The 14,692-nt window shown below is 75.0% G+C and carries 12 protein-coding genes; 9 read left to right on the plus strand and 3 right to left on the minus strand.

The window, feature by feature from the left end; all coding sequences use genetic code 11:
• Positions 1–252: 252 nt before the first annotated feature.
• Complete coding sequence (locus ACWEPX_RS20715; RefSeq protein ID WP_451898832.1) at positions 253–876, minus strand: hypothetical protein; 624 nt, start codon at positions 874–876, stop codon at positions 253–255.
• Positions 869–1,285: a helix-turn-helix domain-containing protein gene (locus ACWEPX_RS20720; protein WP_451898833.1), complete on the minus strand. Its 417-nt coding sequence runs from the start codon at positions 1,283–1,285 to the stop codon at positions 869–871. The genes ACWEPX_RS20715 and ACWEPX_RS20720 overlap by 8 nt, the downstream gene beginning before the upstream one ends.
• Positions 1,286–1,458: 173 nt before the next feature.
• On the opposite strand from ACWEPX_RS20720, the gene ACWEPX_RS20725 reads away from it, so the two are divergent.
• The 8 genes from ACWEPX_RS20725 to ACWEPX_RS20760 all read left to right on the plus strand — a co-directional run bounded on the left by ACWEPX_RS20725 (position 1,459) and on the right by ACWEPX_RS20760 (position 11,962).
• The gene (locus tag ACWEPX_RS20725) at positions 1,459–2,649 is read left to right on the plus strand and encodes an MFS transporter (RefSeq protein ID WP_451898834.1); all 1,191 of its coding nucleotides are present in this window, start codon (positions 1,459–1,461) and stop codon (positions 2,647–2,649) included.
• 107 nt (positions 2,650–2,756) lie between these two features.
• On the plus strand, positions 2,757–4,106 hold the full coding sequence (locus ACWEPX_RS20730; RefSeq protein ID WP_451898835.1) for a GGDEF domain-containing protein: 1,350 nt from the start codon (positions 2,757–2,759) through the stop codon (positions 4,104–4,106).
• 169 nt (positions 4,107–4,275) lie between these two features.
• A complete protein-coding gene (locus ACWEPX_RS20735) occupies positions 4,276–4,653 on the plus strand; it encodes a hypothetical protein (protein WP_451898836.1) in 378 nt (125 codons plus the stop codon).
• Between the two features lie 36 nt (positions 4,654–4,689).
• Positions 4,690–6,927 (plus strand): protein translocase subunit SecD, encoded by a 2,238-nt coding sequence (gene secD / locus ACWEPX_RS20740; RefSeq protein ID WP_451898837.1) that lies wholly within the window; start codon positions 4,690–4,692, stop codon positions 6,925–6,927.
• A gap of 103 nt (positions 6,928–7,030) precedes the next feature.
• Entirely contained in the window at positions 7,031–7,732 is a 702-nt protein-coding gene (locus tag ACWEPX_RS20745) for a DUF2306 domain-containing protein (protein WP_451898838.1), read from the plus strand.
• A gap of 11 nt (positions 7,733–7,743) precedes the next feature.
• Positions 7,744–9,447, plus strand: coding sequence for a serine/threonine-protein kinase (locus tag ACWEPX_RS20750; protein WP_451898839.1), 1,704 nt, complete (start codon positions 7,744–7,746; stop codon positions 9,445–9,447).
• A gap of 56 nt (positions 9,448–9,503) precedes the next feature.
• Positions 9,504–9,956 carry a (2Fe-2S)-binding protein gene (locus tag ACWEPX_RS20755; protein WP_451898840.1) on the plus strand — a complete coding sequence of 151 codons (453 nt, stop codon included), beginning with the start codon at positions 9,504–9,506 and terminating at the stop codon, positions 9,954–9,956.
• Positions 9,953–11,962: a molybdopterin cofactor-binding domain-containing protein gene (locus ACWEPX_RS20760; protein ID WP_451898841.1), complete on the plus strand. Its 2,010-nt coding sequence runs from the start codon at positions 9,953–9,955 to the stop codon at positions 11,960–11,962. Before ACWEPX_RS20755 ends, ACWEPX_RS20760 begins: the two co-directional genes overlap by 4 nt.
• A 13-nt stretch (positions 11,963–11,975) precedes the next feature.
• Here the strand turns inward: ACWEPX_RS20760 and ACWEPX_RS20765 are convergent, their stop codons facing one another.
• Positions 11,976–13,046: a DNA cytosine methyltransferase gene (locus ACWEPX_RS20765; protein WP_451898842.1), complete on the minus strand. Its 1,071-nt coding sequence runs from the start codon at positions 13,044–13,046 to the stop codon at positions 11,976–11,978.
• Between the two features lie 231 nt (positions 13,047–13,277).
• On the opposite strand from ACWEPX_RS20765, the gene ACWEPX_RS20770 reads away from it, so the two are divergent.
• Positions 13,278–14,594 (plus strand): cytochrome P450, encoded by a 1,317-nt coding sequence (locus tag ACWEPX_RS20770; RefSeq protein WP_451898843.1) that lies wholly within the window; start codon positions 13,278–13,280, stop codon positions 14,592–14,594.
• Positions 14,595–14,692: the final 98 nt, after the last annotated feature.

The following is a 14,692-nucleotide window of genomic DNA, read 5'->3' on the forward strand; positions in this document are numbered from 1 at the left end:
AGGCGGTGAAGGCGGGCGGAGCCCGTTCACGCCCTCGCGAGTTTAGCGGCGTTTCGCTCCCCGCGAATGCAAGTCCACCCCATCGGACACTTGGGGTGGGGCGGTTGCTGTTGGTGGGTGGCTGGTCTGCTCACATCAGTGTCCTTGTTGGTCTTGGGCGCGTTCCTGTTGGGTGCGTGGCAGGTCTGTTCACATCCTCGTGGGTCTGGGGGTGCGTTCCTGTGGTGGGTGGTGGGGCCTGCCCTTCCCTTCTCAGTGTCCTTGTTGGTCGGTTGGGGTGGGTGGGGTTGTTGGGCCTAGGGCTTGGGCTAGGCGGTCCACTACTCGTTTGTCTTTGGGGGGGAGGTGGATTGTGGGGCGGATCAGGGTGTGGGTTGCTACGGCTCGGCGGCGCCAGAGGAGGGAGGCGAACATTTCTGCTTCCACCTCCTGGTGGTCGGTGTAGCCGCGGCGGCCGAGGGCGGTGGAGAGCATTCGGCGGACCATGGTGGGGTCGAGGTCGGGGAGCAGGGTGGAGAGGAGGTCCACGTCGTCGGCGGCGGGGGTGCCTGCGGCGCTGTGGCCGAGGACCAGGTGGCCCAGTTCGTGCATGATCGCGTTCTCGCGGAAGGACGGCGAGGTGTTGTCGTCGTAGAACAGGTAGTCCGCGGTGGGGAGGGCGACCAGCAGGCCCGTCATGGGGACCGGGCGGCCGCCAAGGAGGGGGCCCATGGCCAGCAGCTCGATGGGGCGCCCGCGCAGGTCGGCCAGGCGGGCGCAGAAGTCCGCGATGTCGAAGGGGGACCCCGGTTCGGCGGGGATGCCCGCGATCACGGCGTCCACGGCGTCGGAGACGCGGCGGCGGGCGCGGCGCAGGGAGACCGGGCGGTCAGGCATCGCGCTGCCCGCGGGCGCGTTCGAGTTCGATGACGGCGTCCAGCATCTTCGTCAGGGCGGCCAGGCCCTCGGCCGAGACCATCGAGGCGCGCTGGGCGATGCGCAGCACGCCGGTGGCCGTCATCCGGTCCAGGATGGCCAGCTGGTCGTCGACGCGGCGGGTCAGGTTCGGGTCGTCGAGGTAGAGGTAGCCGTGGGGCACGCCGAAGAAGGCCTCCAGGCTGCGCAGCAGGTTGATGCTCGGGTTGTCGCGCTGCCCCGACCGCAGGTAGCCGATCATCACCGGGGTGCAGCCGACCGCGCAGGCGACCTCCTTGTTCGTGTACTGGCGCTCGGAGTCCGGGCGGATCGAGGCGAACAGCGTGTTCAGCTTCGCCGCCAGCGTCGGCCCGCCCCCGGTCTCTGTCACGCTCGGTCCACTCTCTCGTTCACCCTCGGTGTCGGCCTTGAGCTGATCGGGTGGAACCCCACCGTCACCCGGACCGTGCCGCCAAACTGTCATAGCCTCACCCTGGAAGATAGCCGCCATATCAGTTAATCGGTAGCGTCACGGCGGACGACTGGGGGCATCTCGTGGGGGAGGTGGGGCACACGTCGGGTGCGGTCTTCCGGGCGTTGGCCGTCGGCGAGGCGGCGTCCACCCTCGGCGACCAGCTCGCCAGGGTCGCGGTGGCCATGCTGGTCTACGGCGCCACCGGATCGGCGGCTGCCGCCGCGCTGACCTACGCCGCCACCCTGCTGCCCGACCTGGTCGCCGGCCCGCTGCTGGTCCCGCTGGTCGACCGCCACCCCCGCCGCCGGGTCATGGTGGTCACCGCGCTGGTGCAGGCCGCGCTGTCGGCAGTCCTCGCCATCCCCTCCGCGCCGGTCGCGGTGATCGTCGCGGCCGTCGCGGGCATCGCCGCGGCGGGCGCGCCGTTCCGCGCGGCGCAGGCGGTGACCGTGCGGGCGGTGCTGCCGCCGTCGTGGCACGGCCGCGGCCAGGCCCGGCTGTCGATGGTGCGCGAGGCGGGCCAGCTCGTCGGGCTCGGCATCGCCGCGGCCATCGTCGGCCTGGTCGGCGCGCACACCGCCTTCCTGCTCAACGCCGCGTCCTTCGTCGCGGTCGCGCTCCTCGTGCTGGCCTACGTGCCCGCCCTGCCCGCGCCCACCGCGCCCCCCGAGCCGGTGCGCGGCACGGGGCTGCGGCTGCTGTGGGCCGACCGGCGGCTGCGGGTGCTCAACGCCCTCATCCTCGTCGGCACGCTGGCGATCCTGCCCGACGCGGTGATGGTGCCGCTGGTGGTGGCGATGGGCGCGCCGGACTGGGTGATCGGCCCGCTGCTGGCCGCCGACGTCGTGGGCTTCCTGCTGGCCTCGGTGCTGCTCGACCGCCGCGACGACGCCGCCCGGCGGGCCATGATCGGGCCGCTGGTGGTGCTCAGCGTGCTGCCGCTGGCCCTGTTCGCCCTGGACCCCGGGCCGTGGGCGGCCGCGGCGCTGCTGGTGCTCTCCGGCGTCGGGGCCGCGCACATCCCGGCAGTGCGGGCGACGGTGCTCGACCTGGTGCCCGACGCCGCGGGCGGGCGCACGGTCGGCTGGATGCGCACCGGGCTGCGCGCCGGTCAGGGGATCGGGGTGCTCGTCGGCGGCGGGCTGGCCGACCTGCTCACCCCGTCGGGGGCCATCGGCGCGGTGGGCGCGGCGGGGACGGCCGCCGCGCTCCTCGGCGCGGCGGCCTGGAACCGGCTTCGGCCCGACCGCGTCGGGGGCCGGCTGGGGGTGTCGGCATGACCGACCGGATCACAAGTCGCGGTCGCCGCACATGGCAGTTCCTCCCTTCCCGCCGAAGGCGCCCCGCCGGGCGCGGCTCCGATTCGACCACGGCCAGCGTGGCACGGATGATCAGTTCCGCGAAATCGGCCGCCGCGCCGCGCTCCTGGGCGCTGTGGGGCTACGGCCTGCCCGCCGTGCTGTCGATCCTGGCCATCGACCTGGCCGCGGTCGCGGCCACCGTTGCCGGATCGTTGCTCTCGCCTGCGCCGTCCCGACGCGATTGGGCGCTGCTGGCCCTGTTCACCGGCTGCGCCCTGGTCCACGTCGCGTTGACCCGGTTGGCCGAGGAGCGCCGCCGCGGCAGGCGGCTGCAGCGCGGCGCGGTCGAGTTCGTCGACCAGTCGAGCATCTGGTTCTGCGGCGCGGCGCTGGTGCTGCCGGTCACCCTGGTCGTGCCGCTGGTCGTGGTCGTGCGCGCCGCCCGCTACCGCATCGCCCGCCGCCCGCCCGCGCTGTGGATCGCCACCTCGGCGACGGTGCTGCTGTCGGTGCACGGGGTGGGGCTGGTGCGGCCGCTGCTGCACGTCGAGGCCGCCAGCGGCATCCGGACGGCCGCGGTGCTGGCGCTGGCCATCGCGGCCTACTTCCTCGCCCAGGCCATCCCGATCGCCGTCTACCGCGGCGTCCGCTTCCGCGACTGGCGGCTGGTGACCCTGCTCGGCACGCCGGGCGACAACTGGCTGATCGTGCACACGCTGCTGCTGGCGGCCGCCGCGGCGGTGATCGCCGTCGTCGCCCCCGCCTGCCTGGTCGGGGTGCTGGCCGTCGCCGTCCGCGAGACGCTCAACGTCGGGAAGATCGCCGCGCTGGAGGCCGAGCGCGAGCAGCTGGCCGTCGACGCCCTCACCGACTCCCTGACGACCCTGCCCAACCGCCGCGGGTTCGAGCTGGTCGCGGGCACCGCCCTGGAGGTCGACCGCTCCGGCGGCCACCCGACGGCGGTGCTCATGCTCGACATCGACCACTTCAAGGACTGGAACACCCGCCTGGGCCACTTCGGCGGCGACCAGGTCCTGCGCGCGGTCGCCGAGCGCCTCCGCGGCTGCGTCCGCCGCGGCGACATCGTCTCCCGCTGGGGCGGCGAGGAGCTGGCCGTCGTCCTCCCCGGGACGACCGCCCGCGAGGCCCGCGACATCGCCGAACGCATCCGCGTCGCCGTCCGCGAGCTGGACACCGAGATCAGCACCCCCGCGGGCGGCAAACCGGTCCGCCTCGGCCGCGGCGGCCTGCCGCCCTGCACGATCTCCATCGGCGTCGCCGTCTCCCCGGACCACGGCGGCACGCTGGAGGACCTGCAGGACGTGGCCGACCAGGCGCTGCGCGCGGCCAAGTGGGCCGGCCGCGACCGGGTCGAGCTGGCAGGCAGGCCGTGGCTGCCCAAGCAGGGCAGGCTCGCCCGCACCGAGCCCGCATAGCCGCCGCCGGTCGCACCGCCCAGTGGCCGGGATCGGCTGTGCGGTGCGGTGGGCGAGTTCTCCGGATGAGGCGGCCGGGCGGCCGCGACGGTGCAGGCCGGGCGGCTGGGCGCGGCGGTGGGGGCTGTGGCTGTAGGGCGTGACCGAGCGCGTCGGTACAGTGGCGGCCATGGCATGGGCGGCGGCGGGGCCGCGGCGGTGGGCGGCGGGCTTGCTCGCCGGGCTGCTGCCGTTCTTCGGCGCGCTCGCCATCGTCGTGGGGGCTGGCGCCGGGCGGGCCGACGGGACCGCGGCGCTGGTGCAGAACCACGACGTCGACGCGGTGGCGCCGACCCGGGTCACCCCGGTGCGGCAGGCGGTCGTGCTCTCGCCGCAGCACGAGCGGATTGATCCACCGCCCGCGATCGTCGACAGCGGGCCGCCGCGGCGGGCTGATCTCGTGGCCGTGGCCGCGCCCGTCCCGGAGCTGCCCGGGGCCGCGTCCCTCCCCGCCGACCCGCCCGCCCAGCGCGGGCCGCCGCTGCTCTCCCCTCCCCAGCACCCCTGACGCCCGCGCGGCGGGCAACTCCCGGAGAGGAAAGTAGTGGCGCGCAACCCTGCGCGGCGCGGGCTTGTCGGGCGGACCCTGGTGTCCCTCGTCGTCCTCGCCGCCTCCGTCTACCTGCTCATCACCACCGCCCCGCGGCTCGGCCTCGACCTGCGCGGCGGCACCCAGATCACCCTGGAGACCAAGGACTCCCCGACCACCGTGGCCGACGCCGCGGCCACCGACCGGGCGCTGGAGGTGCTGCGGCGCCGGGTCGACGCGCTCGGCGTCGCCGAGCCGCTGATCGCCCGGTCGGGGGAGAACCGGATCATCATCGAGCTGCCCGGCGTGCAGGACCCGCGGGAGGCCGTGGACGTCATCGGCCGCACCGCGCAGCTCACCTTCCACCCCATCACCCCCGACGGCACCCCGACCCCGGACGAGGACGGCAACCCGATCCCGCTGGGCCCGGCCGCGTTCACCGGCGAGGGCGTGGAGAAGGCCTCGTCCAGCGCCGACCCGCAGGGCGTCGGCTACCAGGTGAACATCGACTTCTCCGGCGCGGCGGGGCGCCAGTGGGAGGAGCTGACCGGCAAGGCGGCCTGCTCGCCGCCGGGCGACCCGGGCAGGCGCGTGGCCATCGTCCTGGACAACAAGGTCATCTCCTCCCCGCAGGTCGACCCGAGCGTGCAGTGCGACATCGGCATGATCGGCAACAACACCCGCATCACCGGGCAGTTCAGCGCCGAGCAGGCCAAGGACCTCTCCCTGCTGATCAACGGCGGCGCGCTGCCGGTGCCGGTGGAGATCATCGAGCAGCGGACCGTCGGCCCCACCCTCGGCGCCGACGCCATCGACGCCAGCGCCAAGGCCGCCGTCATCGGCCTGGCGCTGACCGCGCTGTTCCTCATCGCCGTCTACCGGCTCGCCGGCCTGCTGGCCGTCATCGCCCTGGTCGGCTACGCCGTGGCCGCCTACGGCGCGCTGATCGCCGTCGGGGCCACCCTCACCCTGCCCGGCCTCGCCGGTTTCGTGCTGGCCATCGGCATGGCCGTCGACGCCACGGTGCTGGTCTTCGAGAGAGCGCGCGAGGAACGCGGGGCCACACCGCAGCGGGCCGTCGAACGCGGGTTCTCCGGGGCGTGGTCGGCGATCATCGACTCCAACGTCACCACGCTGCTGGCCGCCGTGCTGCTGTTCTTCCTGGCCTCCGGCCCGGTCCGCGGCTTCGGCGTCACGCTGACCATCGGTGTGCTCGCCGCGCTGTTCTCCACGCTGATCCTGGCCCGCGTGCTGTTCATGTTCGGCCTGCGCGAGCGGATGGGGAAGCTGACCGGGCTCGCCCACCGCGGCCGGGTCCGCGAGTGGGTCGACCGCCGCGACCCCGGGTTCCTCGGCAAGCCGGTGCGCTGGCTGCTGGGCGCGGGCGCCGCGGTGCTGATCGCGCTGGTCGGGCTGGTGGCGATCGGCCCGACCCTCGGCCTGGAGTTCACCGGCGGCCGGGTGCTGGAGTACAGCACGCCCGGGCCGGTGGACGTCGACCGCGTGCGCGCCGAGATCGCCGAGGCCGGGTTCCCGCGCGCGGTGGTGCAGGAGTCCGGGGACAACGCCGTCTCGGTGCGCACCGAGCCCATCGACCAGTCGGGGGCCGACCGGGTCAAGGCGGCCGTCGCCGAGGTCGCGGGCGGGGCCGAGCAGCTGCGCGACGAGCAGATCGGGCCCAGCCTCGGCGACGAGCTGCGCACCAAGGCGGTCATCGCCCTGGGCCTTGCCGTGCTGGCCCAGCTGGCCTACCTGGCGATCCGGTTCAACTGGCGGCTCGGCCTGGCCACCGTGGTCGCCCTGGCCCAGGACGTGCTGATCGTCGTGGGCGTCTTCGCCTGGCTCGGCAAGCCGTTCGACGGGGTGTTCCTGGCCGCGCTGCTGACCGTCATCGGCTACTCGGTCAACGACTCGGTGGTGGTGTTCGACCGGGTGCGCGAGCTGCGCGGGCAGAACCGCAAGACGCCCTTCGCCGAGGTCGTCGGCCGCGCGGTGCTGCAAACGCTGCCTCGGACGGTCAACACCGGTATGGGTGTGCTGTTCGTCCTCGGCGCGCTGCTGGTCCTGGGCGACGGGTCGCTGGCCGACTTCGCGCTGGCGCTGCTGCTGGGCCTGATCGCGGGCACCGCGTCCACGGTGATCACCGCGGGCCCGGCCGCGATCGTGCTGGAGCGGCGGTGGCCGACGCCCGTCAAGCAGCCCGTGAAGGAGCGCCCGCGCGCCGGTGACCGCACCGACGGCGCCGTGGTGTAGGGCTGGCCCCACCCCGGACCGGGGTGCCCGCCGGATCGATCCCGGCTCTCCCGCTGCCTAGCTTGGGCGCGGGAGAGCCGAGATCGTTTCCGAGGGGGATGAAGTGACGACAGTCGCCGAGCCGCGCGTGCAACCACCGGTGAAGCCGCGGCGACCGTGGTGGCGCAGGCCGTGGATCGTGCCGCTGGGCGCGGTGGTCGCGGCCTTCCTGGTGTTCTCGATCCCGCCGTACGCCGGGCTCGACCCGGCGGCGTCGCGGGTGCCGGTGCCCGCGGGCAGCTCGGTCTACTACCCGGCGCTGCTGGCCCACATCGGGTTCGGCGCGATCGCCATGCTCTCCGGGTTCTTCCAGGTCTGGCCGTGGTTCCGCAGCCGCCACCGGGCGGCGCACCGGGTGCTCGGCCGAATCTACGTGTTCGCGGGCGTGCTGCCCTCGGCCGCGGCGGCGCTGGTCGTCGGCGCGATGTCGCCCTTCGGTCCGGTTGGCCGGGTGAGCTTGGTCCTGCTTTCGGCCATCTGGTTCGGCTCGACGATCACCGGCTACGTCAAGGCCCGCAGGCGCTCCTTCGCCGAGCACCGCGTGTGGATGATCCGCAGCTACACGCTGACGCTGTCCACCATCACCAACCGGATCTGGGCGCCGCTGGCCGCCGCCGTGCTCACCCCGCACCTGGACACCATGTTCGGCGGCAGCGAGATCGCCCTGCTGTACTCGGTCGCCGGGATCTCGAACTGGCTGGGCTGGGTGGTGCCGCTGCTGGCCGTGGAGGCATGGCTGCAGCGCAGGCGGGGGCGGGCTCGGTAACCTCGTGGGGGATGGCGGAACTCAGGGTAGGCGCGTACGAGATCGTCGGTCGGCTCGGCGGCGGCGCGATGGGCACGGTGCACCTCGCGCGCTCGCCGGGCGGCAGGCTGGTCGCGGTCAAGGTCGTGCGCGCGGAGCTGGCCGAGGACCCCGGCTTCCGCGAGCGGTTCCGCCGCGAGATCGCGATGGCCAGGGCGGTCGGCGGGTTCTGGACCGCCGCGGTGGTCGACGCCGACCCGGACGCGCCGCAGCCCTGGCTGGCCACCGAGTACGTGCCCGGCCTGGACCTGCACGAGGCCGTGCGCTCGACCGGGGCGCTGCCGCCGGAGGCGGTGCGCGGCCTGGCCGCCGGGCTGGCCGAGGCGCTGGCCGCCATCCACGCCGCCGGGCTGGTGCACCGCGACCTCAAGCCGTCGAACGTGCTGCTGGCCGCCGACGGGCCCCGGGTCATCGACTTCGGCATCTCCAAGGCGCTGGCGGGCTCGGAGCTGACCCGCACCGGGATGGTCGTCGGCACGCCCGGCTACCTGTCGCCGGAGCAGATCGAGGGCCGCGAGGTCGGGCCCGCATCCGACGTGTTCGCCTTCGGCGCGGTGCTCGCCTTCGCCGCGTCCGGGCGCAACCCCTTCGGCGAGGGCGACACCGCCGCCTTGATGTACCGGGCCGTGCACACCCGCCCCGACCTGCGCGACGTGCCGCCAGACCTGCGCGAGCTGGTCGCCCGGTGCCTGGAGCGCGCGCCGCGGTCCCGCCCGACCGCGGCGGAGCTGGTCGCCGCGCTGGGCGGGACGGCGGCGGGGGACTGGCTGCCGACGGCCGTGCGGACCCTGGTGGAGGAGCGCCGCACGCAGGTCGTCGCCGCCCGGCCGGCGACCAGGGTCTTGCCGCCGGACCATCTGAGCCCGCGCGCCCGCTGGTGGCTCGAACGCGGCGAGCACCCCGTCCCGCCCGGCGGCGTCCCGCCGAGCGCCGAGGGGCCGGGGCTGCTGCGGCGGCTGCTGGCGAAGGCAGGTGAGGCGCCGGTCCCGCCGCCCGCCGCGGTGGTCGCGCCCGCGCCGGTTGCGCCCGCGCCGGTCGCCGGGGTGGGCGTGCAGGAGCAGGAGCGGCCCGCGCCCGCCAAGGGGCTGCTGCGCCGGTGGGCCAAGGCGCCTGCCGAGCCCAAGTTCGCCGAGCGGGTCGGCAAGCTGGTCGAGCAGGCGCGCGAAGCCATCGACGGGCGGCCGGGGCAGGCGGTGTTCACCACCACCCGCCGCCCGCCCGCCACCGCCGCCGTCGTCGGGTTCGCCGCGGCCGGGCTGCTGGCCGCCGCGGCCGCCGAGGCCGGGCGCACCGAGCACCCGGCGCTGGGGCTGCTGGTGTTCGCCGTCGCGGCGCTCGTCGGGCTCGTCGCCGCGCGCCGGGCGGGCCAGGCGCTGGGGCCGCAGCGGCGGGTCGAGGTGACCGCGGGCGGGCTGTCGTGGCGGCGGGGGGCGACGGTGACGGCGCTGAAGTGGCCCAAGATCGCCCGCGTGCGGATCGTGGCGGACAAGAACCAGCCGTGGCTGGTGGTCTGGCCGCGCGACCCCGCCGCGCTGCCCGGCAAGCCCGACCACCACGGCGGCTACCGCGTCTACCCGATCGCGCACGAGAAGCGGACCGCGCGCCGCAAGCGCGAAATCGCCGAATTGCGCGCGGCGCTGACCTGGTACGGGCGATCGGCGTTCGACGAGACCTAGCTTTTCGCGCGCCGTCGTGGGCAAGATGGAGGTCTTCGACGGCGACGGGGGAATGCATGTACCGGTTGCGGGTCAACGGCGAGGACAGCGCGGTCGATGTTCCCGGCGACACGCCCCTGCTCTGGGCGCTGCGCGACGATCTGGGCATCACCGGGCCGAAATACGGTTGCGGCGTCGGGGCCTGCGGCGCCTGCACGTCCCTTGTGGACGGTCGGGCCGCTCGGCCGTGCGTGCGCACGGTGGCCGAGTCCGCGGGCGCGGACATCACGACCATCGAAGGGCTCGGCGGCGACCACCCGGTCCAGCGCGCCTGGCTCGAACTCGACGTGGCCCAGTGCGGCTACTGCCAGCCCGGGCAGATCATGACCGCGGTGGCGCTGCTGGCGCAGAACCCCGATCCCAGCGACGACGAGATCGACGCGGCGATGCGCGACAACGTGTGCCGCTGCGGCACGTACTCGCGCATCCGCGCCGCGATCCGGCGCGCGGCCCGGGGCGGTCGCGCATGATCGGGCGGCGCGGGTTCCTCGTCGGCGCGGGCGTCGGCGTGCTGGCGGTGAGCGTGCCGCTGCCCGCCCTCGCCACCGCCGAGTGGTCGCCGAACGTGTTGCTGCGCCTGGATTCCGCGGGCGGCATCACCATGACGCTGCCGCGCCCGGACACCGGCCAGGGCGTGCGCACGGTCGCGGCGATGCTGGCCGCCGAGGAGCTGGCCGTGGCCGTGGCCGACCTGCGGTTCGTCCAGGCCCCCGGCGACAACCGCCGCTACGGCCCGCAGATGGTCGCCGGATCGATGTCGGTGCGCGCCATGACCGAACCGGTGCGCACCGCGGCGGCCACCGCGCGCTGCCTGCTCGTCGCCGCGGCGGCGCGGCGCTGGGGCGTGCCGGTGGCGGAGTGCCGGGCGCGCGACGGGGCCGTGCACCACCGCGGCCGACGCCTGCGCTACGCCGCCCTCGTGGACGACGCCGCCGCCATCGATCCCGCGACGGTCGAGGTGACCCTGACCCCGCGCCCGCGCTGGCGGGTGCTCGGCGGCCGGGGCGGGCGCATCGACGCGGGCGACATCGTCACCGGCCGCGCCCGCTACGGCATCGATGTGCGCGTGCCCGACCGGCACGTCGCCGCCGTGCTGCGCCCGCCGTGGATCGGGGCGCGGCTGGCCGAGGTGGACGACAGCGCGGTCACCGACGTCACCGCGGTCGTCCGGCTCGATCCGGCGACCGGGGTGCAGGGTGGCGTCGCCGTGATCGCCAGGAGCACCGCCGCTGCGCTGCGCGGGCGCGCGGCACTGCGGGCCACGTGGACCGGTGGGACGCCCGAGGCGGACAGCCGCGTGTGGCTGGACGAACTCGCCGCGAGCATCCCCGCGCCCGTCGAGGCTCCCGGCCCGATCGCCCACACCGCGACCTACCGGCTGCCGATGGTCGCGCACGCGCCGATGGAGCCGATGAACGCCACCGCGCACGTGCGCCCGGACGGGGCGACCCTGTGGCTGCCCACCCAGGACCCGGGCGGCCACCGCGACCAGGTGGCCCGCTTCCTCGGCCTGGACCGCGCCGCCGTCCACGTCGAACCCACGCTCGCGGGCGGGGCGTTCGGGCGGCGCGTGGAGCCGGACTTCGTGCTGGAGGCCGTGATCTGCTCGCGCGCGGTCGGCAAGCCGGTGCAGGTGGTGTGGACCCGCGACGACGACACCCGCCACGACTCCTACCGGCCGCTGTCGGTGCACCGCCTCGCCGCGGTGGTCGACGACCGCGGCCTGCCCACCTGGCGCGCGCACGACTTGGCGACCTGGCCGCTGAACGTCATCCCGTTCATGTCCCCGGACATGGTCCGGCAGATGGGCGACCAGTTCCCGTACGCGGTGGCGGGCGAGGTCCGCGTCGCCCTGCGCCCCGCCCCGCTGCGCACCGGCTTCTGGCGCTCGGTCTACACCGGCCAGTTCACCTACGCCGACGAGTGCTTCCTCGGCGCCCTGGCCCAGCGCGCGGGCGCCGACCCGGTGGCCTTCCGCACCCGGCTGCTGGCCCCGGACTCCCGCGCCCGCCCGGTCCTGGCCGCCGCCGCCCAGCGCCTGCGGCCCCGCCGCGACCGGGTCAGGTCCGCCGCCTGCGCGGTGGACTACGGCTCGGCGTGCGCGATCGTCGTGGAGGCCGACCGCACCGGGAACCCGACCCGGGTGGTGGCCGCGGTCGACGTCGGTGCGACCCTGCACCCATCCGGCCTGCGCGCGCAGGTGGAGGGCTGCGTGCTCGACGCGGTGTCGACCGTCTTCGGCGCGCAGATCACCGTCCGCGGCGGCGCGGTGGTCGAATCCTCGTTCCGCGACTACGCCTGGGCCCGCATCGACCAGGCTCCCGACATCGAGGTGCTGGCGGTGGATTCCGGCGCCCCGGTCGGCGGTCTCGGCGAGCTGGCCTACCCGCCCGCGGCCGCGGCGCTGGCCTCGGCGTGGTCGCTGGGCACCGGCCAGCCGGTGACCGGGATGCCGGTGAACCGCCCGGTGGGCTGAGCGGCGCCGCCGGTCAGCAGAGCGGGCAGGTCGGCGGGGTCGCCTGCTCGCCGGTGAGGTGGGGCCGCAGGTGGGTGGCCACGGCCGCGGCCAGGACCGGGGGCACGGCGTTGCCGATCTGCCGGGCGATCTCGACCTTGGTGCCGCACCAGCCGAAGTCGTCCGGGAAGCTCTGCAGCCGCGCGGCCTCCCGGTGGGTGATCGGGCGGTGCTGCTCGGGGTGGAGGTACTGGCCCTTCTCCGGCTTGTAGAACTCGGTGCGGATCGTCAGCGACGGCTGGTCCCAGCGCATCCGGCCCATCACGTCGGTGGTGCCGGTGCGCTTCTCCCGCCAGCAGCGGGGGAGCAGGTGGTCGGGCAGGTCGAACCGGCCGCCGCCCGGCGGGATGTGCCGGTAGCGCTCCAGCGACAGCGCGGTCGGCGTGCGCGCGAGGTGCAGGTCCGTGCTCTTGAACACACCGGGCACCGCGGCGCCGTGGAAGTCGATGCGGGAGTCGGGCAGCCGCGTGGTCGTCGGGTGCTCGGGCAGTCCGGCGAGGACGCTGCGGGTGCCGTGCCACGCGGCGCGGTCGTGGGTCGGCCGCGGCAGCGGGATCGGCCCGACCCGCGAGCCGATCACGAAGGCCCGCTTGCGCCGCTGCGGCACCCCGAAGTCGGCGGCCAGCAGGTGGCCTGCGGTCAGCGCGTAGCCGCTGGTGTGCTCGCGCAGCAGCGCCAGCTCCGGGGCCGCCAGGAAGCGGTCCACGTTCTCGATGACGAACACCGCGGGCCGCGCGTGCTCGACGACCCGCAGGTACTCCCGCCACAGCTGGTTGCGCGGGTCGCCAGCGTCCCGCGCGCCGAGGTTGGAGAAGCCCTGGCAGGGCGGCCCGCCGATGATGACGTCCGCGCGCGGGATCTCGGCGGCGCGCAGCGCGGCGATGTCGACCGGGCGCACGTGCGCGCCGCCGAAGTTGGCCGCGTAGGTCGCCGCGGCGGCCCGGTCGTGCTCGACGGCGAGCACCGGCTCGAACCCGGCGGCCGCGAACCCCGCCGTCATCCCGCCGCACCCGGCGAACAGGTCGATCATCGTCAGGGCGCTCACACGCGGCAACGCTAGCGACGCCGGGCCGGACGCGCGGTGACCACCCCGTCACCGGTGTGTCCGGACCGGACCGGCGTCCGGAAAACTCCTGGTGTGAGTAGGGTCCACCCCCGTGCACCCGCGTGATGATGTCGCCTAGGCTTGCCGGGCAATCTGTGAAACCCAGCCGCGACGGGACGCCCCGCACCTGCCGCGGGCACGACGGGCGGGGGTTCGGCCCGGGGGGTCGCGATGAACACGGCAGTGCGCAAGGCCGGAGCCCAGACGACCACGCAGGCCCGCGGCCTCGCCGCGCGGCTCAAGGGGTGGCTGATCCGCCGCTACCTGGCCAGGGTGACCCGCAAGGGCAAGGGTCTGGACCTGTCCCGGCTGCTCCCGGACTCGGCGATGGTGCCGCTGGCCCGCGACGGCCTGGAGCCGGTCGCCGAGGCCGAGGCGCTGCGCGCGGCCGCGCCGGTGACCAAGCTGCCCATCCCGTTCGGGGTGAACCTGTGGCTGGTCACCGAGTACGAGGCCGCCAAGCAGGTGCTCGCCGACACCCGCGCGTTCAGCAACGACTTCGTCCACCTCGCGGGCGCCCTCGGCGACCTGGAGACGACCAACCCCGGCGGCCTCGGCTTCGCCGACCCGCCGGACCACACCCGGCTGCGCAAGCTGCTCACGCCGGAGTTCACGATGCGGCGGCTGGCCCGGCTCACCCCGCGCATCGACGAGATCGTCACCGAGTGCCTGGACAACATGGCCCGCGTGGACGGCCCGGTCGACCTGGTGACCGAGTTCGCCCTGCCGATCCCGTCGCTGACGATCTGCGAGCTGCTCGGCGTCCCCTACGCCGACCGCGGCGACTTCCAGCGGCTCAGCGTGGCCCGGTTCGACCTGTTCAGCGGGGCCACCGCGTCGCTGGGCGCGATCTCGGAGTCGCTGGAGTACCTGACCGAGGTCGTGCGCAGGCAGCGCCGCGAGCCCGGTGACGGCCTGCTCGGCTCGCTCATCCGCGAGCACGGCGACGACCTGACCGACGACGAGCTGGCGGGCATCGCCGACGGCGTGCTCACCGGCGGCTTCGAGACCACGGCCAGCATGCTCGCCCTCGGCGCGATCGTCCTGCTGCGCGACCCCGAGTCCTTCGCCATGATCCGCGACGACGACGCCGCGGTCTCGCCGTTCGTCGACGAGCTGCTGCGGTACCTGGCGGTCGTGCAGGTCGCCTTCCCGCGCTTCGCCCGCGAGGACGTCGTGGTCGCCGACACCGCGATCGGCAAGGGCGATGTGGTGGTGGTCAGCCTCAACGCCGCCAACCGCGACCCCGCCCTGGTGGCCGACCCCGGCTTCGACCGCACCCGCCAGCCCACCTCGCACCTGTCCTTCGGGCACGGCGCGCACCGCTGCATCGGCGCCGAGCTGGCCCGCATGGAGCTGCGCGCGGCCTACCCGGCCCTGGTCCGGCGGTTCCCGGACCTGCGGCTGGCGGGCGACTTCGCGGCCCTGCCGTTCCGCCAGAAGTCGATCGTCTACGGGGTGGACGCCCTGCCGGTCCTCACCCGTTGAGCCGACCGGGCACGCGCATCCGGCCCACCTTGGGCCGAGCCTGCGAACTCCGCTCTGGCCTGCCGGTATCGTTCGGCGGTGTTCGAACGCACCACGGG

This window comes from Actinokineospora sp. NPDC004072 (assembly GCF_053604195.1).

What these genes read in the sequence shown, in the direction of transcription:
- ACWEPX_RS20715 (WP_451898832.1), bottom strand. Translation starts at nt 876, where the DNA reads ATGCCTGACCGCCCGGTCTCCCTGCGCCGCGCCCGCCGCCGCGTCTCC.
- ACWEPX_RS20730 (WP_451898835.1), top strand. Translation starts at nt 2,757, where the DNA reads ATGATCAGTTCCGCGAAATCGGCCGCCGCGCCGCGCTCCTGGGCGCTG.
- ACWEPX_RS20735 (WP_451898836.1), top strand. Translation starts at nt 4,276, where the DNA reads ATGGCATGGGCGGCGGCGGGGCCGCGGCGGTGGGCGGCGGGCTTGCTC.
- ACWEPX_RS20750 (WP_451898839.1), top strand. Translation starts at nt 7,744, where the DNA reads ATGGCGGAACTCAGGGTAGGCGCGTACGAGATCGTCGGTCGGCTCGGC.
- ACWEPX_RS20755 (WP_451898840.1), top strand. Translation starts at nt 9,504, where the DNA reads ATGTACCGGTTGCGGGTCAACGGCGAGGACAGCGCGGTCGATGTTCCC.
- ACWEPX_RS20760 (WP_451898841.1), top strand. Translation starts at nt 9,953, where the DNA reads ATGATCGGGCGGCGCGGGTTCCTCGTCGGCGCGGGCGTCGGCGTGCTG.
- ACWEPX_RS20770 (WP_451898843.1), top strand. Translation starts at nt 13,278, where the DNA reads ATGAACACGGCAGTGCGCAAGGCCGGAGCCCAGACGACCACGCAGGCC.